This is a genomic window from Streptomyces sp. NPDC020192 (genome assembly GCF_044388685.1).
GTDB lineage: Bacteria > Actinomycetota > Actinomycetes > Streptomycetales > Streptomycetaceae > Streptomyces.
Genome location: NZ_JBIRXG010000047.1, coordinates 1 through 24,202 on the forward strand (window position 1 = coordinate 1; position 24,202 = coordinate 24,202).

The following is a 24,202-nucleotide window of genomic DNA, read 5'->3' on the forward strand; positions in this document are numbered from 1 at the left end:
GTCCACTTCGGCGCGCGTGTGCTGATCCTGGACGAGCCGACCGCCGCCCTGGGGGTCAAGCAGTCGGGTGTGGTGCTGAAGTACATCGCCGCCGCCCGTGACCGGGGTCTGGGCGTCATCTTCATCACCCACAACCCCCATCACGCCTACATGGCCGGCGACCACTTCAGCGTCCTGCGGCTGGGCACGCTGGAGCTGAGCGCGGACCGCAGCGAGGTGAGCCTGGAGGAGCTGACCAACCACATGGCCGGCGGTGCCGAACTCGCCGCGCTCAAGCACGAACTGGCCCAGGTACGCGGCGTCGACACCGAGGAACTCCCCGAGGAGAGCGACCTCACCGCACCTGTGGCGCACTCCCCGGAAGGAACCCCCTGACCATGGCGCACTCCACCCCGCTGGACCGCATCCGGGTTGGCTCGGCCCCCGACTCCTGGGGCGTCTGGTTCCCCGACGACCCGCAGCAGGTCCCCTGGGACCGCTTCCTGGACGAGGTCGCCGAGGCCAGCTACGAGTGGATCGAACTCGGCCCGTACGGCTACCTCCCCACCGACCCGGCGCGACTCAGGGACGAGGTGGCCCGGCGGAACCTCAGGGTCTCGGCGGGCACGGTCTTCACCGGCATGCACCGCGGGCCGTCCGTCTGGGAGGAGACCTGGGCGCACGTCAGCCAGGTCGCCGCGCTCACCCAGGCCATGGGCGCCCGGCACCTGGTGGTCATCCCCTCCTTCTGGCGGGACGACAAGACCGCCGAGATCCTGGAGCCGCCGGAGCTGACCGCCGAGCAGTGGGCGCATCTGACCAAGGGCATGGAGCGGCTCGGCCACGAGGTCAAGGAGACGTACGGCCTGGACATCGTGGTCCACCCGCACGCCGACACCCACATCGACACCGAGGACCACGTCGAACGGTTCCTGGACTCGACCGACACCGAGCTGGTCAACCTCTGCCTGGACACCGGGCACTACGCCTACTGCGGCGGGGACAGCGTCAAGCTGATCGAGACCTACGGCGAGCGCATCGGCTACCTCCACCTCAAGCAGGTGGACCCGGCGATCCTGGCCGACGTCCACGCGAAGGGGACCCCGTTCGGGCCGGCCGTGGCACAGGGGGTGATGTGCGAACCGCCCACCGGTGTGCCGGAGTTGGGGCCGGTCATGGAGGCGGCCCAGCGGCTGGGCGTGGAGCTGTTCGCGATCGTCGAGCAGGACATGTACCCGTGCGAGCCGGACACTCCGCTGCCGATCGCCCGGCGGACCCGGGCGTTTCTCCGGTCCTGCGGGGCGTAGCGGCGCCTCTCGTCGAGGGTTTTCCTACGTGCCCCCGGTGGATTCGGCCAGGAAGCGGCCGGGAACCAACCGGGGGCACGCGGGCGTTGTGAGGATGACGGGGGAGGCCCGCGCAGACGGGAGGACGCGATGACACACCGCACGGAAGCACGGAGGGCGCCCCGGGAGACGGACGGCGCGGCAGCCTCGCGCCACGATCGCTACGGCACGCTGCCCGAGCGGATACGCCCGCAGGACATGGTGGAGACCAGGCCGGCGACCACACCGGACCCGGCGCGGGACACGTACAACCCGGACGAGTGGCTGATCCGCTACTGCGGTTGAGACACGGGAACGGCGCCGGGGACGTGCCCGGCGCCGCTCCTGTTCGTTCACGGCCGGTTCACGCCCGGCGGACCTCCGCGATCGTCACCGGGCGGTGTTCGTGCAGGGACAGGGTGCAGGCCTCGGCGATCCAGCCGGCCTCCAGGGCGTCCTCGATCGTGCACGGGGACGGGCGGGCGCCGGACACGACCTCGGTGAACGCGGTCAGTTCGGCGCGGTAGGCGTCGGTGAAACGGTCCATGAAGAAGTCGTGCGGGGTGCCGGACGGGAAGGTCACACCGGGCTCGACCGAGCGCAGCGGAAGCTTGTCGTCCAGGCCCACGGCGATGGAGTCCGTGAAGCCGTGCAGCTCCATCCGGACGTCGTAACCCCGGGCGTTGTGGCGGGAGTTGGACACCACCGCGATCGTGCCGTCGTCCAGGGTGAGGATCGCGCCGGTGGTGTCGGCGTCGCCCGCCTCCTTGATGTAGTCGGCGCCCCGGTTGCCGCCCACCGCGTACACCTCGGTGACCTCACGGCCCGTCACCCAGCGGATGATGTCGAAGTCGTGCACGGAACAGTCGCGGAAGATACCGCCCGAAGCGGCGACGTACGCGGCGGGCGGCGGCGCCGGGTCCAGGGTCGTGGAGCGGACGGTGTGCAGCTTGCCCAGCTCGCCCACCCGCACGGCGGCCCGGGCGGCCACGAAGCCCGCGTCGAAGCGCCGGTTGTAGCCGATCTGGATCGGCACGCCGCTGTCCTGCACGGCCTTGAGCACGTCGACGCCCTCGGCCATCGTCCTGGCGACGGGCTTCTCGCAGAAGACCGGGATGCCGGCTTCGACGCCGGCCAGGATCAGGGCGGGGTGGGCGTCGGTGGCGGCCGCCACCACGATGCCGTCCACGCCGGCGGCCAGCAGCGCCTCCGGCGAGTCCACGACCTCGGCCCCGAACCGCTCGGCGGCGGCCTTGGCCGCGTCCGCGAACGGGTCGGTGACGACGAGCGAGTCGACGACGTCGAGGCTGGAGAGGGTCTCGGCGTGGAAGGCGCCGATGCGGCCGAGGCCGAGGATTCCGATACGCATGGGCGTGCTGCTCCTAGGGTGTGGGTGCGGAGTTCTAGTCGAGGCCGCCGAGGACGTTCTGGTCCCAGTCGATCACCGAGCCCGTGACCACGCCCGAGCGGTCGGACAGCAGGAGGACCACGAAGTCGGCGATTTCGTCCGGCTGGCCGAGCTTGCCCATCGGCAGCCGCGCCGCGGCCTGCTCGCGCCAGTCGTCGCCGGCGCCGTGGAAGGCGCGCTGCGTGGCGTCCTCGCCCTCCGTGGCCGTCCAGCCGATGTTCAGGCCGTTGATCCGGATCCGGTCCCAGCGGTGGGCGTGCGCCGCGTTCCGGGTCAGACCGACGAGGCCCGCCTTCGCGGCGACGTACGGCGCGAGGAACGGCTGCCCGCCGTGCGCCGACGAGGTGATGATGTTGACGATCGTGCCGGGCGCCTTGCGGGCCACCATGTCGGCGACCGCCGCCTGCATCGCGAAGAACGGCCCCTTCAGGTTGATCGCGATGTGCTGGTCGAACAGCTCCGGGGTGGTGTCCAGCAGCGTGCCCCGGGAGGTCAGGCCCGCCGAGTTCACCAGGCAGTCGATCCGGCCGTAGTCGTCCACCACCTCGGCGACCGCCGCCTTGGCCTGCTCGGCGTCCGCGAGGTCGGCGCGTACGAACATCGCGGTGCCGCCGGCCGCCGCCAGCTCGGTCACCAGCGCCTCACCCGGTTCGGTGCGCCGGCCCGTGACCGCCACGACGGCGCCCTCGCGTACGGCGGCCCGCGCGATCGCGGCCCCCACGCCCTGGCTGCCGCCGTTGACGAGCACCACCTTGCCGTCGAGAAGTCCCATGATGTGCTTGCCCTTTCAGCTCTCGCGCCGTTCGGCGCCCGCCCGCAGCCGCGTCCGCAGCAGCTCCGGATCCCATTCCTCGCGCACCGCCCGCCGTACCAGGTCCGCCTGTGAGGGCGGGGCCAGACCGTCCACCGGCGGGTCGCTGTCGAGGTTCGTCGGGAAGGGGTAGCCCTCGGCGCTCGCCGCGATCACATGCTCCAGCCACGCCTGATCCGTGCCCTCCGCCGCACGCCGCAACAGCACTGGGAAGACCGCGTTGGCGACCGCCTCCCGGTCCACCGTCTCCATCGCCCGCCCGAACGCGGACGAGACCTGGAGCAGATTGGCGGTGCGCCGTACGTCGGCCGTCCGGTTGCCGCCGGCCGCGTGGAAGAGCGCGGGGTTGAAGAAGACCGCGTCGCCCTTGGCGAGCGGCAGCTGGACGTGGTGCTCGTCGAAGTACGCCTGGAACTCCGGGAGCCGCCAGGCCAGATAACCCGGCTCGTACAGCTGGGAGTACGGCAGATACAGCGTCGGACCCGACTCCACCGGCATGTCGCAGTGGGCGACCGCGCCCTGCAGCGTGAGCACGGGGGAGAGCCGGTGCACATGCGCCGGATAGGCGGCCGCCACCGCGTTGCTCAGGAAACCGAGGTGGTAGTCGCGGTGCACGGTCTGGCCGGCGCCACCCGGGTTGACCACGTTGACCTGCGAGGTCACCTGGTAGCCGGGGCCCAGCCAGGCCGTGGAGACCAGGGCGAGGATGTCGTTGGCGTAGTAGTCGGCGAACGCCTCCGGGTCGTACAGGGCCGCCTTCTCCAGCGCGTTCCACACCCGGTCGTTGGCGCCCGGCTTCGCGAAGTGGTCGCCGGCGGTGGCCCCGGAGGCCCGCTGCTCGGCGATGAGCGCCTCGAAGACGGCGGTGAGCCCGTCGACGACCGCCGGCTCCGGGAAGGCGCCCTGTACGACGACGATCCCGGGGCCGTCGGCGAGCGCCCGCACCAGCTCGGCCCGCAGCATGCCCTGGTCATCGGCCCTGCGCAGCCGCTCGGCGTCGTACAGCAGGACGTCGTCCCGCACGGAGGAGGCGTGCGGGTAGTCCGCGAGGCGGGTCGTCCGGTCGATGAGGGCGCGGAAGGCGTCGAGGTCGCAGTCCTGCTCGGACAGCCAGGCGTGGCCTGGCGCGGAGGCGACGGACATCGGTGTCCTCTCTTCGAAAGGGGGCGTGCGGCCACGCGGGCGGCCCGGCCCTGTCATTCTTGTCAGTACAAACCCCTCGAACAACCAGCAGCTGGCCATCAAAAACCCCTCAAGGAGGCGGGCCGTGGGCCATCCGTTCCCGATCCGGGAAATCGCACGTCAGGCGGGTCTCAGCGAGGCCACCGTGGACCGCGTGCTGAACGGCAGGGGAGGGGTGCGGGAGAGCACCGCGCAGGAGGTGCGCCGGGCCATCGCCGACCTCGACCGGCAGCGCACCCAGGTCCGGCTGGTGGGCCGTACGTTCATGGTCGACATCGTGGTGCAGGCGCCCGAGCGGTTCTCGACGGCCGTCCGCGCCGCCCTGGAGGCCGAACTGCCCGCGCTGCACCCGGCGGTGGTCCGCTCCCGCTTCCACTTCCGCGAGACCGGCCCGGCCGCCGAGCAGGTCAGGACGCTGGACCGGATCGCCCGGCGCGGCTCCCAGGGCGTGATCCTCAAGGCGCCGGACGTCCCCGAGGTCACCGCCGCCGTGGGCCGGCTCACCGCGGCCGGCATCCCGGTCGTCACCCTGGTCACCGACCTGCCCGCCAGCGGCAGGGTCGGCTACGTCGGCAGCGACAACCGGGCCGCCGGCGCCACCGCCGCCTATCTGATGGGGCAGTGGCTCGGCGACCGGCCCGGCAATGTCCTCACCAGCCTCAGCAGCGGCTTCTTCCGCAACGAGGAGGAGCGCGAGATGGGCTTCCGCAGCGTGATGCGGGCCCGGCAACCGCAGCGCACCCTGGTGGAGATCGCCGAGGGACAGGGCCTGGACGCCACCCAGTACGACCTCGTCCGTGCCGCGCTGGAACGGGACCCGGAGATCCGCGCCGTGTACTCCATCGGCGGCGGCAACAACGCCACCCTGCGCGCCTTCGCCGACCTCGGCCGCGCGTGCGCGGTGTTCATCGCCCACGACCTCGACCACGACAACACCCGCCTGCTGCGCGAGCACCGGCTGTCCGCCGTGCTCCACCACGATCTGCGCCAGGACATGCGCGAGGCCTGCCACCTGGTGATGCGGGCGCACGGCGCGCTGCCCCCGGCCGGGCCGGCGCTGCCCTCCGCGATCCAGGTCGTCACGCCGTACAACATGCCTGCCAAGCCAGGGGAGTGAGGGAGCGTCAGTGATCCGCACCGAGCATCTGGAGATCGACGGCGTACCGCTGCTCGCGACCCTCGAACCGGGCCGGGCCGGCATCGGCCTGCTGGCGCTGCACGGCGCCGTCGAAGGGGGCACGGCCCAGCTCGCCGAGACGGTCGCCCGGCGCTGCGGCGCCACCAGCCTCGTCTTCACCCAGCCGGGGGCGGCCGTGCCCGTGCACATCCCGTCCCGGCGCATGGCCGTCGACCACTGCGCGCTGCTGCGCGCGTTCCTGGAGCGGGTCCCCCTCACGGTCTCCCTGCACGGGCACCTGCGGGACCAGGCGTCGCACCCCCTCTACCTCGGCGGCGGCAACCGCGCGGCGGCGCTCGTCCTGGCCCGCGAACTGGCCGTCCTCGAGCCCCGGTTCAAGATCGTGACGGACCTGGACGAGATACCGGCCGGCCTGCGCGGACTGCACTCAAGGAACCCGGTCAACCTCACCCGGCTGGCCGGCGTCCAGGTGGAACTCCCGCTCCCGGCCCGCACCACGGGGGCGTCGAACGACCCGCCGCAGCCCGTGGTCGAGGCGTTGGTCGCCGGGGTCCGTCAACTCGCCCGGACGCTCCCGGTGCCCGGGGTCACAGATTGATCGCGTAGGCCTTGCGCAGCGTCTCGTGCACCGTCCAGGTCGTACGGTCGCCGGCCCGCAGCACGGCCATGTCGCCCGGCCCCACCGTCAGCACCGGCCCGTCCTCGACCTCGATCGTCGCCGACCCGCTGATCACCACGAACAGCTCGTCCGCCTCCGTGTCCGTGACCACGCCGGGGGTGATCTGCCAGATCCCGCGGATCTGCCGGCCGTCCTCGGACTCCCAGACCACCTTCCCGGTGACCTCCGGGGTACCGGAGACGATCTGCTCCGGGGCGAGGGGCTCGGGTTCGAGGTCGGCGTCGGGGATGTGGAGCGCGAAGCTGTGTGTCATGGGGCGACCCTAGCCAGCGCGCCGGGCGGGCCGGGGCCGACAGTGTGTGGGGTGTCGGGGCCGGTCGCGGGACACTTCGTCGGGGGGCACGGCAACTCCCCAAGGAGCGCAGTGCATCGGCGAATCCCGCTCAGCGGTGGGTGCGTACGCCGTCCAGGGCGATCGCCAGTACCCGGTCGCGCTGGACGTCGTCGTCGAAGGCCGTGGCCGTGATCCCGGCGACCATCCGCACCAGGTCGGCGAAGCCCATGTCCGCCCGTGCCACCCCGGCCTGCTGCGCGCGCTCCAGCAGCGGGCCCCCGGCGGAGAACATCGACTCGCGGCAAGACTGGAAGATCTCCGACTCGTCGTTGAGCGCCTCCCGCACCGCGCGCTTGGTGACCATGTACCCGGCGAACCGGTCCAGCCACGCCGTCAGCGCCTCCCACGGCTCCCGGTCGGCGACCTCCAGGGCCGCCTGGCACAGGGTGTTCACCTCGTCGGCGTAGACGCTCTCGAACAGGTCGCGGCGGGTGGGGAAGTTCCTGTACAGGGTGCCGATGCCGACGCCCGCGCGCCGCGCGATGTCCTCCAGGGAGGCGTCCGAGCCGTGTTCGGCGAACGCCTCGCGGGCGGCCGCGAGCAGGGCGTCGAAGTTGCGGGCGGCGTCCTTTCGGTGCGGCCGGCGGGCCGCCACGATCTCGCCGACGGGGAACGGCGTGGCCGTCACTGCTGCCTCCTGGGGGCTCGGAATGATCCGGAGGATCACCTCCGCATCTTGAAGCGGAGGCGCACCTCCGTTAGAGTGGAGGGGCACCTCCACTTTAGCAATCGCTCGTGCACTCCACCTTCCCTGTCCCGGATTTCCGGAGAGGCTCCGTCATGCCCCGCACGTCCACCCGCCTCACCTTCGCGGTCCTCGCGACCGGTGCCGGCGTGTTCTCCATGCTGCAGTCGCTGATCGCGCCGGCCCTGCCGACCGTCCAGCACGCCCTGCACACCTCCCAGTCGACCGCGACCTGGGTGATGACGGCGTATCTGCTGTCCGCCTCGGTCTTCACCCCGATCCTCGGCCGGGTCGGCGACCTCGTGGGCAGGAAACGCACACTCGTCGCCGTCCTGCTGGCCGTCCTCGCGGGCTGTCTCATCGCCGCGCTGGCCCCGGACATCGGTGTCCTCATCGTCGCCCGGGTCGTCCAGGGCGTCGGCGGCGCCCTCTTCCCGCTGTCCTTCGGCATCATCCGGGACGAGTTCGCCGCGGCCGAGGTCGGCGGCAGCATCAGCAACCTCTCCGCGGTGATCGCCGCCGGCGGCGGGGTCGGCATGGTGGCCGCCGGGCCGATCGTCTCGGCGCTCGACTACCGCTGGCTCTTCTGGATCCCGGTGGCGGTCGTCGCCGCCACCGTGCTGATCGCCGTACGGTACGTCCCCGAGTCGCCCAAGCGGGCCCAGGGGAAGGTGAGTTGGTCCGGCGCCGCACTGCTCTCCGCATGGCTGGTGGCCCTGCTGCTGCCGCTGAGCCAGGCCGGGCAGTGGGGCTGGGGCTCGCCGAAGGTGCTCGGCCTGTTCGCCGCCGCCGTCGTCCTGTTCGCCGTGTGGCTGACCGCCGAGGCCCGCTCCCGCACCCCGCTGATCGACCTGCGCGTGATGCGGTTGCCGGCGGTGTGGACGACCAACGCGGCGGCCCTGCTCTTCGGTGCGGGCATGTACGCGATCTGGTCCTTCCTGCCCGGCTTCGTCCAGACGCCGTCCGTGGCCGGTTACGGCTTCGGCGCCAGTGTCACCACCTCCGGCCTGCTCATGCTGCCGATGCTGCTGGCGATGTTCCTCTCCGGCGTCCTCTCGGGCCGCCTCGAACCCCGCGTCGGCGCCAAGGCGTTGCTCACCACAGGTGCCGCGCTCGGCGCGCTGGCCTGCGGCATTCTCACCCTCTGGCATGACGCCCAGTGGCAGATCGCCGTGGTCGCCGGGGTGTTCGGCCTGGGCATCGGACTCGCCTTCGCCTCCATGGCCAACCTGATCGTCGGCAGCGTCCCGCCCGAGCAGACCGGCGCCGCGACCGGTATGAACGCCAACATCCGCACCATCGGCGGCTCCATCGGCGCGGCGCTGACCAGCGTCCTGGTGACCGGCCGCCTCCAGCCCTCCGGCCTGCCCTACGCCTCCGGCTACACCCACGGCTGGACCCTGCTCGCCCTCCTCTGCCTGGCCGCGACGGGTGCCGCCCTCCTGGTCCCGGCCCGCCGCCCCGACGGTGCAACGGCACCTGCCACGACGGGGGTGACACGGGCACCGGCCCGGGTGCGGTAGGGTTGACCTGCGTGATCACGCGGGGGACACCCCGGGTGGTACCGCAACGGGACGTGGCGCAGCTTGGTAGCGCACTTGACTGGGGGTCAAGGGGTCGCAGGTTCAAATCCTGTCGTCCCGACTTTGCGAAGTCGGAGGTCAGAGGCCGTGCTGGAGTGATCCGGTACGGCCTCTTGATTATGTGCGCTGGTGATGTGGTCCATGCCCGGGTGCGCGTACCGCTGAGTGGTGGACAGGCATCCGTGCCCAGCGATCTTGCGTGGCACGTGCACTGGCTCCGATGAGCCGGCAGGGCCGACTGCTGTCCCCGGCGGGTGAGGTGCACCCCTGGGTCGAGGCGGCGGCCTCGGTACGGCGTGTGGACGCCACGGTCGGCGGCGTCATCGTGGGGACGCACCCGGGACGCAAGGCCGACACGGACATCGTGGTCAGCAATCCGTTCGCATGGCCATCCTGGACGTGGCGGTCGCGGCGGAGGTCCTGCGCACCGCGACGGAGAAGGACCTGGGCATCCGGCTGGCCGTCTGGAAACCGGCCCCGCAGTGCTGTCTGCGCCCCGTGCGTCGCAGGTCGGGGCGGACAGGATGACGGCCCGTGTACGGGGGGAAGGCCGCCGGATCACCGACCGTGCGGCAGCGGCGCGCGGCGCGTCCCGGGCTCCAACGAGTCCTCAGCCGTCATGCCCGGACAACCCCCACATCCACGACCGCGAGGGAGTGATCGAACGGATGGCCCGGGTGATCGACCGCGCGCGCGAGGAGGGTGTCCCGGTCATCTTCGTCCAGCACGACGACGAGCCGGGCTGACGGACTGCCACACCACCGACGGCAACGACCATCTGACCGGAGAGCAGGTGGTCCGCCACACCAACACCACGCTGGACGAGTTCGGGAACGACGACCACGAGGTCACCGTGATCGCGTCGACGGACTTCGCGTTCGCCGAGCCCGGGCACTGAATCCCGGGTCCGCTCCCCTCGCCCCGCCGCCGAGCGTGCTGTCCGTAGCGGGGCGAGGGGGGCCGTGCCGGCGACACCCACGTCTTCTGCACCCGATGAACCCGAAGGATTCACCAGGACCATGGCCCGCGTACCGGGTCCCCCAGTCGGGCGTGGACCGCTTCCTGGCCACTTCTGGCGCGCGCATCGGCCCCCGAGTCGCGGGATGTCGTCGGAACGACGGGATTCTTCGCGGGCGAGAGCCTGCGGGGCCTTTTCGTTTAGGTGTTATCGGTTGATGTAAGAGCGCTGTAATCAGTCACAAGCATGATCAAATTGCCCATAGCGGACACCGGAAGATTCTTGCCAGTGTCGTGGGTGGCGTGTACGGTTTCAATAGATCGGCTGGACGGGGGAAGGCTGATATAGGGGCGTCCGATCCAGACCAGTTTCGGACCGTGTCTCCTGCCTTCCGCCGATGAAAGCAGGGGGAATATCGTGCACAACAGCTCGGACGCGCCGAGCCTGGCTGCCGAGCCGTCGGCGTATCGGCAGCGGCGTGACGAAATAGCCGCGCGTGCCGCGGACCACGTACTCGGCGAACCCATTCCGGAAGTCGAATACACGGACGCCGAGCACGCCCTGTGGCGGCTCGTGTCCGAGCGGCTGGCGGAGCGGCACCGGCACCTGGCCGCGCCGGAGTTCCGCGACGCGGCCGAGCGGCTCGGGGTGGCCACGGACGGCGTTCCGCAGTTGCAGGACGTGTCCGACCGGCTTGACCGGCTGACCGGATTCCGCCTCCGGCCCGCGGCCGGTGTGGTTCCTTTCGCCCTGTTCTGCGGCTCCCTCGCCGACGAGTACTTCCATTCGACCCAGTACCTCCGCGACGGCGCGACCCCCTTCTACTCCACCGAGCCGGACATCCTCCACGAGGTCATCGGGCACGGCAGCGCCATGGCCGACGACCGGTTCGCCGCGCTGTACCGCCTGGCCGGCGAGGCCGTACGCAGGGTCGAATCCGAGACAGCCGTCCAGTTCGTCGCCAAGACCTTCTGGTTCACGATCGAGTGCGGCCTGCTGGACGCCGCCGACGGGCCGCGGGCCTACGGCGCCAGCATCGTCTCCTCCTACGGCGAGCTCGAGCACTTCCGCTCCGCCGAGATCCGGCCGCTGGACATCGCCGACATGGCCCGCGTCGACTACGACATCACCCAGTACCAGACCACCCTGTACAGCGCGCGTTCCCTCGCACACCTGGAGGACGTCGCAGGTGAATTCTGGGCGTCCTGCGACGACACATCCATTGAAAAACTCTTGGCGGTTGATATATGACCCGGCTCGCAGGACCCCCACCCACTGCGGAGCAGAGCCCGGAATCGGAAGTCCTGGACGTCACCGGAATCGGATTCGGTGCGGCGAATCTCGCCCTGGCGGTGGCGCTCCACGAATCAGACGGCGCGGGGCGGGCCCTTTTCCTGGAGAAGCAACAGGAATTCGGCTGGCATCGCGGGATGCTCATCGAGGGGGCATCGCTCCAGGTGTCCTTCCTCAAGGACATCGCCACCATGCGGAACCCCACCAGCGATTTCGGCTTCCTTTCCTATCTACAGGAAAAGGGCCGACTGGTCGATTTCATCAACCAGCACACCCTGCTGCCCTCGCGGATCGAGTACCACGACTACCTCCAGTGGGCCGCCGAACGCCTGCGCCACCTGGTCCGGTACGGCGTCGAGGCCACCGGCGTGCGACCGGTGACCGACGCCGGTGAGGTCGTCGCCCTCGACGTGCTCGCGGGCGACCGGGTGGTCGCGCGCACCAGAAACCTCGTCATCGCCCCCGGCCTGCGCCCCCGGCTCCCCGAGGGCGCAGAGACCGGTGAACGCGTCTGGCACAGCTCGCAGTTGCTGCACCGGCTGCCCGCGTTCGACGAGCGGCCGCCCCGGCGGGCCGTCGTGGTCGGCGCCGGCCAGAGCGCGGCCGAGGTCGCCGCGCACCTCATGGAGCGCTACCCGCAGGCCGAGGTCGCCGCGGTGTTCGCCCGCTACGGCTACAGCGTCGCCGACTCGAGCCCCTTCGCGAACCGCGTCTTCGACCCGGCCGCCGTGGACGACTTCTACTTCGCCCCGCCCGAGGTCAGGCAGGCCATCCTGCGCTACCACAGCGGCACCAACTACGCCGTGGTCGACGAGGACGTCCTGCACGGCCTGTACCGCCGCCAGTACGAGCAGAAGGTGACCGGCACCCCGCGCCTGCGGCTGATGAACGCCTCACGCCTGGTGTCCGTCGAACCCCGCGGCGACAGCGTCGCGGTCCGCGTGGAGTTCCTGCCCACGGGCGAACTCACCGACCTCGACGCCGACCTGGTCGTGTACGCCACCGGGTACGAGTCCGCCGACCCGGCGGACCTCCTCGGCGGTGTCGCCGACGCGCTCCGCCGTGACGAGACGGGGCAGCTGCTCATCGGCCGTGACTACCGGCTCAGCACCACCGGGGACGTCCGGTGCGGCATCTACGTCCAGGGCGCCACCGAGGCGTCCCACGGCATCGCCTCCACGCTGCTGTCCATGGTCGCGGTCCGCGCGGGCGAGATCGCCCAGTCGATCATCGGCGGCCGACGCGATCCGGACCGCGCCACGGGAAGCAAGGCAGTAGCGGGGAACAGGGGCTGAGGTGTACGAGCGTCCGCTGTACCGCGAGGACCGCGACGGCGTCGTCCTGGCGTTTCTGCAGCACCATCCACTCGCACTGGTCGTCACCACGCACGAGGACGTTCCGGTGGCCACCCACGCGCCGGTGCTGTTCCGGCACGGGCCCGACGGGGCCGACGCGGGGGCCGTCGCCGCGGGAACGGCACCCCTGACCGGATCCACCCTGATCGGCCACATGAACGTCCAGAACCCGCAGTGGCGCCGGATGCGCGCCGGTGACCGGGCGCTCATCGTCTTCCAGGGCCCGCACGGCTATGTCTCGCCGACGGTCTACGACGTCACACCCGCGGCACCGACCTGGGACTTCACCGCCGTACACGTGACCGGCACACTGCGGCCCACCGCCGACCCCGCCGACGTGCTGGACATCGTCTCCGACACCGCCCGGCGACTGGAGGCCGGATTCGGGCGCGGCTGGGACCAGGAGTCCTCCCTCGACTACTTCCGGCAGATCGCACCCGGCGTCGGCGCCTTCACCCTGCGGGTCGACTTCGTCCAGACCATGTTCAAGCTCAGCCAGGAGAAGCCCGCGGCGATGCGCCGGAGCGTGGCCGAGCAGTTCGAAGCAAGCGAGTCGGGCACCCATCGCGCACTGGCGAACATGATGCGCGCCCACGGACTCACCGATGCCGACGAGGAGCGAGAGGCAGCCGGATGACCCAGGGGAACCCGCGACGGCCGGGACTGGACTCGGCACTGAACCGGCTCCGGGAGCGCACGGCGAGAACAGCCGCGACACCGGCGCGCATCACCCGCGTCCCCCGGGACCAGTCCCTGGAACTCTCCTTCGCCCAGCAGCGGCTGTGGTTCCTCGACCGGCTGATGCCGGACAGCGCCTTCTACAACTTCGGTACGGCCGTGCGCGTACGCGGCCCGCTGGACGTCGGGCTGCTGTCCCGGGCGCTGAGCCACGTCGTGGCCCGCCACGAGACCCTGCGCACCGTCTTCGCCGACCACGACGGCGTGCCCGGTGCCGTCGTCCTGCCGCCGGAGCAGGTGCCCGTACCCGTGACCGAGGCCGCGGACGAGGCCGACGCCGAGCGGCTGGCCGGCGAGGAGGCCGCGCGCCCCTTCGACCTCACCAAGGGCCCCCTGCTCCGCGCCCGCGTGCTGCGGCTCGCCCCCGACGACCGGATCCTGCTGCTGACGGTGCATCACATCGCCACCGACGGCTGGTCGCACGGCCTGCTGTGGGCCGAACTGGCCACGGCCTACACCGCCCTGGCCGACGGCCGGGAGCCTACGCTGCCCGAACTGCCCGTGCAGTACGCCGACTTCGCAGCCTGGCAGCGCCGTACCCTTCCGCCCGCCGTACTGGAGCGGCGGCTGGAGTTCTGGCAGGGGCGCCTGGCCGGCCTCGCCCCCCTGGAACTGCCGCTCGACCGGCCGCGCCCCGCCGTGGCCTCCGCCGAGGGCGGCGTCGTCACCTGGCGGCTGCCGGCGGACACCGTCGCCGCCGCCCGGGCCGTCGCCGCACGGCAGGGCGCGACCCTGCACATGACCCTGCTCGCCGCGTTCAGCGCGGTCCTCGGACGGCACGCCCGCACCGAGGACGTCGCCGTCGCCCAGCCGGTCGCCGGCCGGCCCGTGGCCGAGGTCGAGCAACTGATCGGGTTCTTCGTCAACACCGTCGTCACCCGCACCGACCTCGGGGGCGACCCCACCTTCGCGGAGCTGGTCGAACGCGTCCGCGCCGCCTCGGTGGACGAGATGGCCCACCAGGACGTGCCGTTCGAGTACCTCGTGGAGCGGCTGGTCCCGGAGCGCGACCTGTCCCGCAACCCGCTGGCCCAGGTCGTCTTCCAGTACGTGCCCCGGCCCGCCGCCCGCCCCGCGCCGTTCCCCGGCACCACCACCGAACCCTTCGCCGGCGACCGCGCCTTCACCCGCATGGACCTGGAGGTCTACCTCGGCGAGGACGCCGAAGACGGCGTCGGGGGACTGATCAACTACAGCCGCGCCCTGTTCGACCGGGAGACCGTCGAACGGCTGGCCCGCCACCTCACTCAGCTGCTCCGCGCCGCCTGCGCCGAGCCCGACCGGCCCCTGTCCCGGCTGCCGATGACCGACGCCGACGAGGACGCCGCGCTGGAGCGGGCGGCCCGGGGCACGGAGGTGACGCTCCCCGAGGCCTCGCTGCCCGAGCTGTTCGCCGCGCAGGCCGCGCGGACACCGGACGCCGTCGCCGTCGCCGACGGGACCGACCGGCTCACCTACGCCCAACTGGACCGTGCGGCCAACCGGCTCGCCCACGTACTCGCCGGCCACGGAGTCGGACCCGAGCGCGTCGTCGCGCTGGCGACCGCACGCTCCGCACAGCTGGTCGTCGCCGTCCTCGCGGTGCTCAAGGCGGGCGGCGCCTACCTGCCGCTCGACGTCCGCAACCCGGCCGCCCGGACCCAGGCCGTCCTCGCCGACACCGGCGCCGCACTGCTGCTCACCGACGGCGGCCCCGCACCCGCCGGCACCGGACATCTGCCAGCGGTGGACCTGCGCGCCGTCCCGGACACCGCCCCCGACACCGCCCCGCCGGTCACCGTCGCCCCCGACGGCCTGGCGTACGTGATGTCCACCTCCGGCTCCACCGGCACGCCCAAGGCCGTCGCCACGACCCATCGCGCCGTCGCCGCCCTCGCCCTGCACCGGCGCTGGTCCGGCGCCGCCCACGACCGGGTGCTGCTGCACTCGCCACAGGCGTTCGACGCCGCCACCTACGAACTGTGGGCCCCGCTGCTGTCCGGCCACCGCGTGGTCGTGGCCCCGCCCGGCGCCCTCGGACCGCGCGCCCTCGCCCGCGTCGTCGCCGAACACGGTGTCACCGCGCTGTGGCTGACCTCCGGCCTCTTCGACCTCGTGGCCGAGGAGGACGTCACCTGCCTGGCCGGCGTCCGCGAACTCGTCGTCGGCGGCGACACCGTGTCCCCCGCGACCGTGGCCCGCGTCCGCGCCGCCCACCCGGACCTGACGGTCGTCAACGGCTACGGCCCCACCGAGACCACCACCTTCGCCACCCTCCACCCGATCGCGCCGGCCGACCCGGCCCCCGGCGGCCGGGTGCCCATCGGCAGCCCCCTGGACAACGCCCGCGCCCACGTCCTCGACGACCGGCTGCGGCCCGTCCCGTTCGGCGTGCCCGGCGAGCTGTACGTCGGCGGCCCGCGCCTGGCCCGCGGCTACGCCGGCCGGCCGGAGGCCACCGCCGAACGCTTCCTGCCCGACCCGTTCGGACCGGTGGGCAGCCGCATGTACCGCACCGGCGACGTGGTGCGCCGCCGCCCCGACGGCGTCCTGGAGTTCCTGGGCCGGGCCGACGACCAGGCGAAGCTGCGCGGCCTGCGGGTGGAGCCCGGCGAGGTCGAGGCCGTCCTCGCCGCCCATCCCGCCGTCGCCCACGCCGTCGTCGTGGTGCGCGGCGACGGCCCGGCCGGCAAGCGGCTCGTCGCCCACGTCGTCCCGCGTACCGGCCACACCACCGACACCGCCGCCCTGCGCGCCCACGCCGCCGCAGCCCTCCCCGACTACCTGGTGCCCTCGGCGTTCGTCCTCGCCGACGCGCTGCCGCTGACCGCCACCGGCAAGGTCGACCGCGCCGCGCTGCCCGCCCCGGCCGAGACGGCGGACACCGGCGCGGCCGCCCCGCGCACCGACGCCGAGCGGGCGCTGTGCGCCCTCTTCGCCGAGCTGCTCGGCACCGACGCGTTCGGCGCCGAGGACGACTTCTTCGTACGCGGCGGGCACTCGCTGCTCGCCACCCGCCTCGTCGCCCGCGTCGCCCGTGAGTTCGGCACCGAGATACCGCTGCGAGAGGTGTTCGAGCACCGCACCCCGCGGACCCTCGCCGCGGTCGTCACCGGTGCCGCGGGCCCGGCCGACCCGGCGCCGCCGCTGCGGCCGGCGGACCGCGACCGGCCGCTGCCGCTGTCCTTCGCCCAGCAGCGGATGTGGTTCCTGGACCAGCTCACCCCCGGCAGCGCCTCCTACACCTCCGGCGGCGCCCTGCGGGTCCGCGGACCGCTGGAGGTGGAGCGGCTCGCCGGCGCCCTGTCCGCGGTCGTCGCCCGCCACGAGACCCTGCGCACCACCTTCACCGTCGCGGACGGCGTGCCCGCCGCCGTCGTCGGCGCCGCCGCACCGGTCACCCTGCGGGTGACCGACGTACCGGACACCGACGCGGCGCGGGCCGCGGCCTCCGCCGAGCTGTCCACCGGGTTCGACCTGACGCACGGCCCACTGCTGCGCGCCACGCTGCTCCGGCTCGCCCCCGACGACCACGTCCTCGTCGTCGCCGTCCACCACATCGCGACCGACGGCTGGTCCCAGGCGCTGCTGTGGGCCGAGGTGGCCGCCGCGTACGACGGCACCGCGCTGCCCGAACTGCCCGTGCAGTACGGCGACTACGCCGTCTGGCAGCGGTCCTGGCTCTCCGGCGACGTACTGGAGCGCCGGGCCGGCTACTGGACCGAGCGGCTGGCCGGCCTGGCCCCGCTGGAACTGCCGCTGGACAAGGCCCGGCCCGCCGTCGCCACCGGCCGGGCCGGCACCCTGCCGTGGCGGCTGCCCGCCGAGGTGATCCGGGACGCCCGGGCCGTCGCCGCGCAGGAGGGCGCCACGCTGTACATGGTGCTGCTGGCCGCGTTCACCCTCGTCCTCGCCCGGTACGCCCGCACCGGGGACGTCGCCGTGGGCTCGCCGACGGCCGGCCGGACCCGCGCCGAGACCGAGGGGCTGATCGGCTTCTTCGTCAACATCGTCGCCGTCCGCACCGACCTGACCGGCGACCCGACCTTCCGGGAACTCCTCGGCCGGGTACGGGAGTCGGTGGTCGGCGCCGTGGAGCACCAGGACGTGCCGTTCGAGCACCTGGTCGAACGGCTGCGCCCGGAGCGCGACCTGTCCCGCAACCCGCTGGTGCAGGTGGCGTTCCAGCTGCTCACCGACGCGCCCCGGCGGCCCTGGTGGCAGGGCGCCGAGGCCGAGCCGTTCGACATCGACCACGCGTACACCCGGATGGACCTGGAGGTGCACGCGGTCGAGGCCGGGGACGAGGTCGGCGCGACCGTCCTGTACGCGGCCGACCTGTTCGACGCCGACACCGTCCGCCAGCTGATGCACCATGTGTCCGTCGTGCTCGGCGAGGTCCTCGCCGACCCCGACCGGCCGGTGTCCGCGGCGACCCTGCTGGACGCGGCCGACCGGCACCGCACCCTGATCGCCTGGAACGACACCGCCGCACCGCTGCCGGACGGCTCCGTGCCCCGGCGCTACGCCGAACAGGCCGCCCGCACCCCCGACGCCGTCGCCCTGATCTGCGGCGACGAACGCGTGACCTACGCGGAACTGGACCGGCGGGCCAACCGCTTCGCCCACCTCCTGCTGGCCCACGGTGTCGGCGCCGACGAATCGGTCGGCGTGGCCACCGGACGCTCCACCGGCATGGTGGCCGCCGTCCTGGGCGTGCTCAAGGCGGGCGCCGCCTATGTGCCGCTCGACCCGCGCAACCCCGCGGGCCGCACCGAGCGCATCGTGGCCACCTCCGGGCTGCGGGTCGTCATCGCCGACCGCCCGGTGCCCGGCACCGACGGCATCACCGTGCTCGACGTGACCGACCCGGGACCCGGCCCCGACACCGACCCCGGTATCGACCCGCACCCCGACACGACGGCGTACGTCATCTACACCTCCGGCTCCAGCGGCGAGCCCAAGGGCGTGGCCGTGACCCACCGCAACGTCGTCGTGCTGGCCGCCGACCGCCGCTGGAGCAACGGCAACCACGAACGGGTCCTGCTGCACTACCCGCTGGCCACCGACATCTCCACCTACGAGCTGTGGCCGTTCCTGCTGGCGGGCAAGCAGATCGTCGTCGCCGCCGACGAACACGTCGAACCGGACACCTTCGACCGGCTCATCCGCGAGCACGGCGTCACCGCCATGTGCCTGCCCGCACCCCTGTTCAGCCTCCTCGCCGAGGAGTGCATGGACTGCTTCGGCGGGCTGCGCGAGGTGCTCACCGGCGGCGAGGCCGTGTCCGGCGAGACCGTCGCCCAGGTGATGTCCGCCCACCCGCACCTGACCGTGGTCGACGCCTACGGGCCGACCGAGGCGACCGCGTTCGCCACCCTGTTCCCGATGGAGCCGGGCTTCCGGCTCGCCGGCTCCCGGGTGCCGATCGGAGCCCCCATCGACAACACCCGGGTGTACGTCCTCGACGACGCCCTGCGCCCGGCGCCGCTGGGCGTGGCGGGCGAACTGGTCATCGCCGGGCCCCGGGTGGCCCGCGGCTACCTGGGCCTGCCCGCCCTGACCGCCGAGAAGTTCGTACCGGACCCGTGGGGCGGGCCGGGCGAGCGGATGTACCGCACGGGCGACGTCGTACGCTGGCTGCCCGGCGGCGCGCTGGAGTTCCTCGGCCGCGCCGACGTCCAGGTCAAGATCCGCGGCTTCCGGGTGGAACCCGGCGAGGTCGAGGCCGCGCTGCTGCGGCACCCGGCGGTCTCGCAGGTCACCGTCGCCGTACGCGAGGACATCCCGGGCGACAAGCGCCTGGTGGCCTACGTCGTGCTGGAGCCGGAGGCCGACCACAGCGTGCTGCCCGCGCTGCGCGCCCACGCCGCAGGCGCCGTACCCGACTACATGGTGCCGTCGGCGTTCGTCGCGCTCGACGCGTTCCCGCTGTCCACCACCGGCAAGATCGACCGCCGGGCGCTGCCCGCCCCCGACAGCCGCTCGGTCGCCGAGAGCGGGTACGTCCCGCCCGCGACGGAGGCGGAGCGGGTGCTGTGCGAGATCTTCGCCGAGGTGCTGGAGGTGCACCCGGTGGGCGCCGACGACGACTTCTTCACCCTCGGCGGGCACTCGCTGCTGGCCACCCGGGCCATCGCGCGGATCCGCGCCCGGTTCGGGCCCGACGCGCCGCTCCAGGCGGTGTTCGAACGGCGCACCCCGCGCCGGCTGGCCGAGACCCTCGGCGCGCCCGGCGCGGTGACGGACCTGATCCGCCCGGCCCGCCGCACCGGCCCGCTCCCGCTGTCGTCCTCCCAGCGGCGCCTGTGGTTCCTGGACCGGCTCACCCCGGACAGCGGCTTCTGGAACGTGGCGATGGGCGTCCGCGCCCGCGGCCCGCTCGACGTCGACGCCCTGGGCCGGGCCCTGTCCCTGGTGGTCGCCCGCCACGAGACGCTGCGCACCGTCTTCGCCGCCGACAGCGGCGAGCCGGTCGCCGTCGTCCGGCCCGCGGCCCCGCTCCGCCTGGAGGTCACCGACATCGCCGGGGAGGCCGAGCTGCGCACCCTCGCCGAGGCGGACGCCGCGCGCCCCTTCGACCTGGCCCGGGGACCGCTGCTGCGCGCCCGCGTGCTGCGGCTCGCGCCCGAGGACCACGCCGTCCTGATCACCGCGCACCACGCGGTCACCGACGGCTGGTCGCACGCCGTCTTCTGGGGCGAGCTGGCCGAGGCCTACCGCGCCGAGCTGGCCGGACACGCCGCCGACCTGCCCGAACTGCCCGTCCAGTACGGCGACTTCGCGATCTGGCAGCAGGATCGGATCACCGGCGCCGAGCAGGAGCGGCACCTGGCCTACTGGCGGGCCCGGCTCGCCGGGCTGCGCCCCCTGGAACTGCCCCTGGACCGGCGCCGGCCCCCGGTCGCCGGCTCGGCGGGTGCCTCCCAGCCGTGGGAACTGCCCGAGGACCTGGTCCGGGCCGCGCGCGCGTTCGGCGACGGCGAGGGCGCCACCCTCTACATGACGCTGCTGACCGCCTTCACCGTGGTCCTGGCGCGGTTCGCCGGAACCGAGGACGTCGCCGTCGGCGCCCCGGTGGCGGGCCGCACCCGCCCCGAGGTGGAGCGGCTGATCGGCTTCTTCGTCAACATGCTGGTGCTGCGCACCGACGTGTCCGGCGACCCGACCTTCCGCGAACTGCTGGGCCGGGTACGGGAGACGGTGGTCGGCGCCATGGACCACCAGGACCTGCCCTTCGAGCACCTGGTGGAGACGCTGGCGCCCGAGCGGGACCTGTCCCGCAACCCGCTGGTCCAGGTGGTGTTCCAGCTCATGCGGGCGCCCGCGGACAAGGGCGACCGGCTCGGCGCCGCCCGCCTGGAACCGCTGCTGGACGAGCACGCCTTCACCCGGGTCGACCTCGAGGTGCACCTCACCGAGGACGGCGACCGGGTGCGCGGCACCGTGCTGCACGCCACCGCGCTGTTCGAGGCCGAGACGGTCCGCCGGATGCTCCACCACCTCACGGTCCTGCTGCGTACGGCCCTCGCCGACCCGGACGCGCCGCTGTCCGCGCTCTCCCTGCTGGGCGACGCCGACCGGCACCAGCTGCTGGAGCGGTGGAACGACACGGCGCTGCCGTACCGGGACGCCTCGCTCGCCGAGCTGTTCGCCGAGCAGGTCGCCCGCACCCCCGACGCCCGTGCCGTGGAGTGCGAGGACGAGTCCCTCACCTACGCCGAACTGGACCGCGAGGCCGAGCGGATCGCCGCCGGACTGCGGGCGCACGGGGTACGGCCGGACGACCTCGTCGGCCTGTGCCTGGAGCGCAGCACGGTGATGATCGCCGGCCTGGTCGGCATCCTCAAGGCCGGCGCGGCCTATGTGCCGATCGACCCGAACCACCCCCGGGACCGGATCCGGCTCATCGTGGACGACGCCCGGATGACCGTCGCGGTCACCGACCGGGCGCACGCGGACGTCTTCGCCGAGACCACCGCCCTCGTCCTCGTGGACGCCCCGGCCCCACTCGGGCCGCTCCCGGGCGAGGTGACGCGGCGGCCGGGCCCCGACTCGCTCGCGTACGTCGTCTACACCTCCGGCTCCACCGGCGTACCCAAGGGCATCGCCATGCCCGCCCGGTGCGTGGTCAACATGCTCGCCTGGCAGAAGAAGGCGGTACCGGGCGGACCCGGCACGCGGACCGCGCAGTTCACCGCCCTCACCTTCGACGTGCATGTGCAGGAGGTGCTCTCCGCGCTCCTGTACGGCGAGACGCTGGTCGTCCCCACCGAGGAGACCCGCCGCGACCCCGCCCGCTTCGCCCGCTGGCTCGACGAGCGGGCCATCGAGCAGATCTTCGTGCCCAACCTGATGATCCGCGCGCTCGCCGAGGAGGCCAACGCCGGCCGGGCCCGGCTCACCTCGCTGCGGCACATCTCCCAGGCGGGCGAGCCGCTCACGCTCGACGGCGTGCTGCGCGAGTTCTGCGCCGCCCGGCCCCTGCTGCGGCTGCACAACCACTACGGCTCCACCGAGATCCAGGTCGTCACCTCCTCCACCCTGCCCGGTGACGTCGCCGACTGGCCGCAGACCGCACACCTGGGCAAGCCGGTCGACAACTCCCGCGCCTACGTGCTGGACGACCGGCTGCGACCGGTCCCCGTCGGCGTGGCGGGCGAACTGTGCTTCGCCGGCCCCGGACTCGCCCGCGGATACGTCGGCAAACCGGAACTGACGGCGCAGAAGTTCGTGGCCGACCCGTTCGGCCCGCCCGGTTCCCGCCTCTACCGCACCGGCGACCTGGGCCGCTGGCGGCCCGACGGCAGCCTGGAGTTCCTGGGCCGGCTCGACCACCAGGTCAAGATCCGCGGCTTCCGCGTGGAACTCGGCGAGGTCGAGGCCGTCCTGCTGCGGCACCCCGAGGTCACCCGCGTCGTGGTCGTCGCCCGCGAGGACGTCCCGGGCGTCAAGCGGCTCGTCGGCTACGTCGTGCCCGTTCCCGGCACGGACGGCGGGCTGCCCGCCCGGCTGCGGGCCCATCTGGCCGACGCCGTACCGGACTACATGGTGCCCTCGGCGCTCGTCCCGCTGGACGCGTTCCCGCTGACCACCACCGGCAAGATCGACCGCGCCGCGCTGCCCGCCCCCGATCTGCGCACCACGCTCGACACCGGCTTCACCGCGCCCCGCACCGCCGAGGAGAAGGCGCTGTGCGAGGTGTTCGCCGAGGTACTGGAGACCGGGCGGGTCGGCATCGACGACGACTTCTTCGCGCTCGGCGGACACTCGCTGGTCGCGGCCCGCACGGTCGCCCGGATCCGCGAGGTGCTGGACGCCGAGGTGTCCCTGCGGGAGCTGTTCCAGCATCGCACGCCGCGCGCGCTCGCCGAGGTCGTCGCCGTGTCGCCGCGCGCCGCCGTACCACCGCTGGTACCGGTGTCCCGGCACGAGCCGTTGCCGCTGTCGCTGGGCCAGCTGCGGCTGTGGCGGCTGCACGAGGCCGACCCGGGCAATCCGATCTGGACGATCCCGCTGGCCGTACGCATCACCGGCGATCTCGACGCGGACCTGCTGGGCCGTGCCCTGACCGAGGTCGTCCGCCGGCACGAGGCGCTGCGCACGGTGTTCGTGCCCGGCGACGAGCCCGCGTCGGTGATCCTGCCCGCCACGGACATCGTGCTGGACCCGGTGGACGTCCCCGACGAGACCGCCGCCCGCGCCCTGGCCGACGAGGCCGCCGCCCGGCCGTTCGACCTCGTCTCGGGACCCGTGCTGCGGCCCGCCCTGCTGCGGATCGCCCCGGACGACCACGTCCTGCTGCTGACGGTGCATCACATCGCCACCGACGGCTGGTCCCAGGGCGTCCTGTGGACCGAACTGTCCGACATCTACGCGGCACTGCGCGAGGGCCGCCCGGCCGACCTGCCCGAACTGCCCGTCCAGTACGGCGACTTCGCCGTCTGGCAGCGCTCCTGGCTCACCGGTGCCACGCTCGACGCCCAGCTCGACCACTGGCGCCGCCGACTGGACGGGCTGCGGCCCCTCGCCCTGCCGGGCGTCCCGGCCGGCGCGGCCCACGACGACACCGGTGTGCTGACCGAGTGGCGGCTGCCCGCCGAACTGGTCGACGCCGCCCGCCGGATCGGCGCCGAGCACGACGCCACCCTGTACATGACCCTGCTGGCCGCCTTCACGGCCACGCTCGCCCGCTGGGCGGGCACGGACGACCTCGCCGTCGGCTCCCCGGTGGCCGGCCGTACCCGGGCCGAGGTCGAAGGGCTGATCGGCTTCTTCGCCAACTTCGTGCCCCTGCGCGTCGACCTCTCCGGCGACCCGTCCTTCGCCGGCCTGCTGGCCCGGGTCCGGGACACCGCCGTCGATGCCTACGCCCACCAGGCACTGCCCTGGGAACGCGTCGTGGAGGGCCTCGGCCTGGACCCCGAACAGCCGCTGGTCGACGTCGTGTTCCAGCTGGTCAACGTCGAACTGGGCGAACTCGGCCTGCCCGGCGCCCGCGTCGAGCCGTTCACCGGCGAACAGGCCTACGCCCGCTGGCATCTTGAGGTGCACCTGGTCGAGGACGCCGACGGAGGCCTCACCGGACACGTCGTCCACCGCGCCGCCGCCCTCGACCGGCCCACCGTGGACGGCCTGCTCGCCGGCACCACCGCACTGCTCCGGGCCGCACTCGCCGATCCCGCCCTGCCCGTCTCCACACTGCACGCACCGGACCCGCTGGAGGGGACCACCCATGACTGAGCCGCTGACCGA

The 24,202-nt window shown here is 73.1% G+C and carries 15 protein-coding genes, 1 tRNA gene and 1 pseudogene; 12 read left to right on the top strand and 5 right to left on the bottom strand.

The window, feature by feature from the left end; all coding sequences use genetic code 11:
• The 3 genes and pseudogenes from ACH47Z_RS42915 to ACH47Z_RS42925 all read left to right on the top strand — a co-directional run.
• Positions 1–375, top strand: a pseudogene (locus tag ACH47Z_RS42915) (sugar ABC transporter ATP-binding protein); the annotation flags it as partial.
• A 2-nt stretch (positions 376–377) separates the two neighbouring features.
• Complete coding sequence (locus tag ACH47Z_RS42920; RefSeq protein ID WP_399084666.1) at positions 378–1,286, top strand: sugar phosphate isomerase/epimerase family protein; 909 nt, start codon at positions 378–380, stop codon at positions 1,284–1,286.
• A 129-nt stretch (positions 1,287–1,415) separates the two neighbouring features.
• Positions 1,416–1,610: a hypothetical protein gene (locus ACH47Z_RS42925; protein ID WP_399084669.1), complete on the top strand. Its 195-nt coding sequence runs from the start codon at positions 1,416–1,418 to the stop codon at positions 1,608–1,610.
• Between the two features lie 58 nt (positions 1,611–1,668).
• On the opposite strand, the gene ACH47Z_RS42930 is transcribed toward ACH47Z_RS42925, so the two are convergent.
• Genes ACH47Z_RS42930 through ACH47Z_RS42940 form a run of 3 tightly spaced genes read right to left on the bottom strand, consistent with a single transcriptional unit; the run spans position 1,669 to position 4,666 of the window.
• A complete protein-coding gene (locus ACH47Z_RS42930; RefSeq protein ID WP_399084672.1) occupies positions 1,669–2,673 on the bottom strand; it encodes a Gfo/Idh/MocA family oxidoreductase in 1,005 nt (334 codons plus the stop codon).
• A gap of 34 nt (positions 2,674–2,707) precedes the next feature.
• Complete coding sequence (locus ACH47Z_RS42935; RefSeq protein WP_399084675.1) at positions 2,708–3,484, bottom strand: SDR family oxidoreductase; 777 nt, start codon at positions 3,482–3,484, stop codon at positions 2,708–2,710.
• A 15-nt stretch (positions 3,485–3,499) separates the two neighbouring features.
• Complete coding sequence (locus ACH47Z_RS42940; protein WP_399084678.1) at positions 3,500–4,666, bottom strand: phytanoyl-CoA dioxygenase family protein; 1,167 nt, start codon at positions 4,664–4,666, stop codon at positions 3,500–3,502.
• Positions 4,667–4,790: 124 nt separating this feature from the next.
• On the opposite strand from ACH47Z_RS42940, the gene ACH47Z_RS42945 reads away from it, so the two are divergent.
• Both ACH47Z_RS42945 and ACH47Z_RS42950 read left to right on the top strand, forming a co-directional pair.
• Positions 4,791–5,822, top strand: coding sequence for a LacI family DNA-binding transcriptional regulator (locus tag ACH47Z_RS42945; RefSeq protein WP_399084681.1), 1,032 nt, complete (start codon positions 4,791–4,793; stop codon positions 5,820–5,822).
• A 10-nt stretch (positions 5,823–5,832) separates the two neighbouring features.
• The gene (locus ACH47Z_RS42950) at positions 5,833–6,441 is read left to right on the top strand and encodes a poly-gamma-glutamate hydrolase family protein (protein WP_399084684.1); all 609 of its coding nucleotides are present in this window, start codon (positions 5,833–5,835) and stop codon (positions 6,439–6,441) included.
• Here ACH47Z_RS42950 and ACH47Z_RS42955 read toward each other — a convergent pair.
• Entirely contained in the window at positions 6,431–6,775 is a 345-nt protein-coding gene (locus ACH47Z_RS42955) for a cupin domain-containing protein (protein ID WP_399084687.1), read from the bottom strand. The genes ACH47Z_RS42950 and ACH47Z_RS42955 overlap by 11 nt on opposite strands.
• Before the next feature lie 130 nt (positions 6,776–6,905).
• Complete coding sequence (locus ACH47Z_RS42960; RefSeq protein ID WP_399084689.1) at positions 6,906–7,484, bottom strand: TetR/AcrR family transcriptional regulator; 579 nt, start codon at positions 7,482–7,484, stop codon at positions 6,906–6,908.
• Positions 7,485–7,636: 152 nt separating this feature from the next.
• Here ACH47Z_RS42960 and ACH47Z_RS42965 point away from each other — a divergent pair, with 152 nt between their 5' ends.
• The 7 genes from ACH47Z_RS42965 (at position 7,637) to ACH47Z_RS42995 (ending at position 24,190) form a co-directional block, all read left to right on the top strand.
• Positions 7,637–9,064, top strand: coding sequence for an MFS transporter (locus tag ACH47Z_RS42965; protein ID WP_399084692.1), 1,428 nt, complete (start codon positions 7,637–7,639; stop codon positions 9,062–9,064).
• A 47-nt stretch (positions 9,065–9,111) separates the two neighbouring features.
• Positions 9,112–9,185, top strand: a tRNA-Pro gene (locus ACH47Z_RS42970).
• Positions 9,186–9,508: 323 nt separating this feature from the next.
• A complete protein-coding gene (locus ACH47Z_RS42975) occupies positions 9,509–9,652 on the top strand; it encodes a hypothetical protein (RefSeq protein WP_399084695.1) in 144 nt (47 codons plus the stop codon).
• An 847-nt stretch (positions 9,653–10,499) separates the two neighbouring features.
• The gene (locus ACH47Z_RS42980) at positions 10,500–11,333 is read left to right on the top strand and encodes a phenylalanine 4-monooxygenase (RefSeq protein ID WP_399084698.1); all 834 of its coding nucleotides are present in this window, start codon (positions 10,500–10,502) and stop codon (positions 11,331–11,333) included.
• Positions 11,330–12,670 (top strand): lysine N(6)-hydroxylase/L-ornithine N(5)-oxygenase family protein, encoded by a 1,341-nt coding sequence (locus tag ACH47Z_RS42985; protein ID WP_399084701.1) that lies wholly within the window; start codon positions 11,330–11,332, stop codon positions 12,668–12,670. The genes ACH47Z_RS42980 and ACH47Z_RS42985 overlap by 4 nt, the downstream gene beginning before the upstream one ends.
• A gap of 1 nt (position 12,671) precedes the next feature.
• Positions 12,672–13,367, top strand: a complete 696-nt coding sequence (locus tag ACH47Z_RS42990; RefSeq protein ID WP_399084704.1) for an FMN-binding negative transcriptional regulator — start codon at positions 12,672–12,674, stop codon at positions 13,365–13,367.
• A complete protein-coding gene (locus ACH47Z_RS42995) occupies positions 13,364–24,190 on the top strand; it encodes an amino acid adenylation domain-containing protein (RefSeq protein WP_399084707.1) in 10,827 nt (3,608 codons plus the stop codon). The genes ACH47Z_RS42990 and ACH47Z_RS42995 overlap by 4 nt, the downstream gene beginning before the upstream one ends.
• The last annotated feature ends 12 nt before the right edge of the window (positions 24,191–24,202 follow it).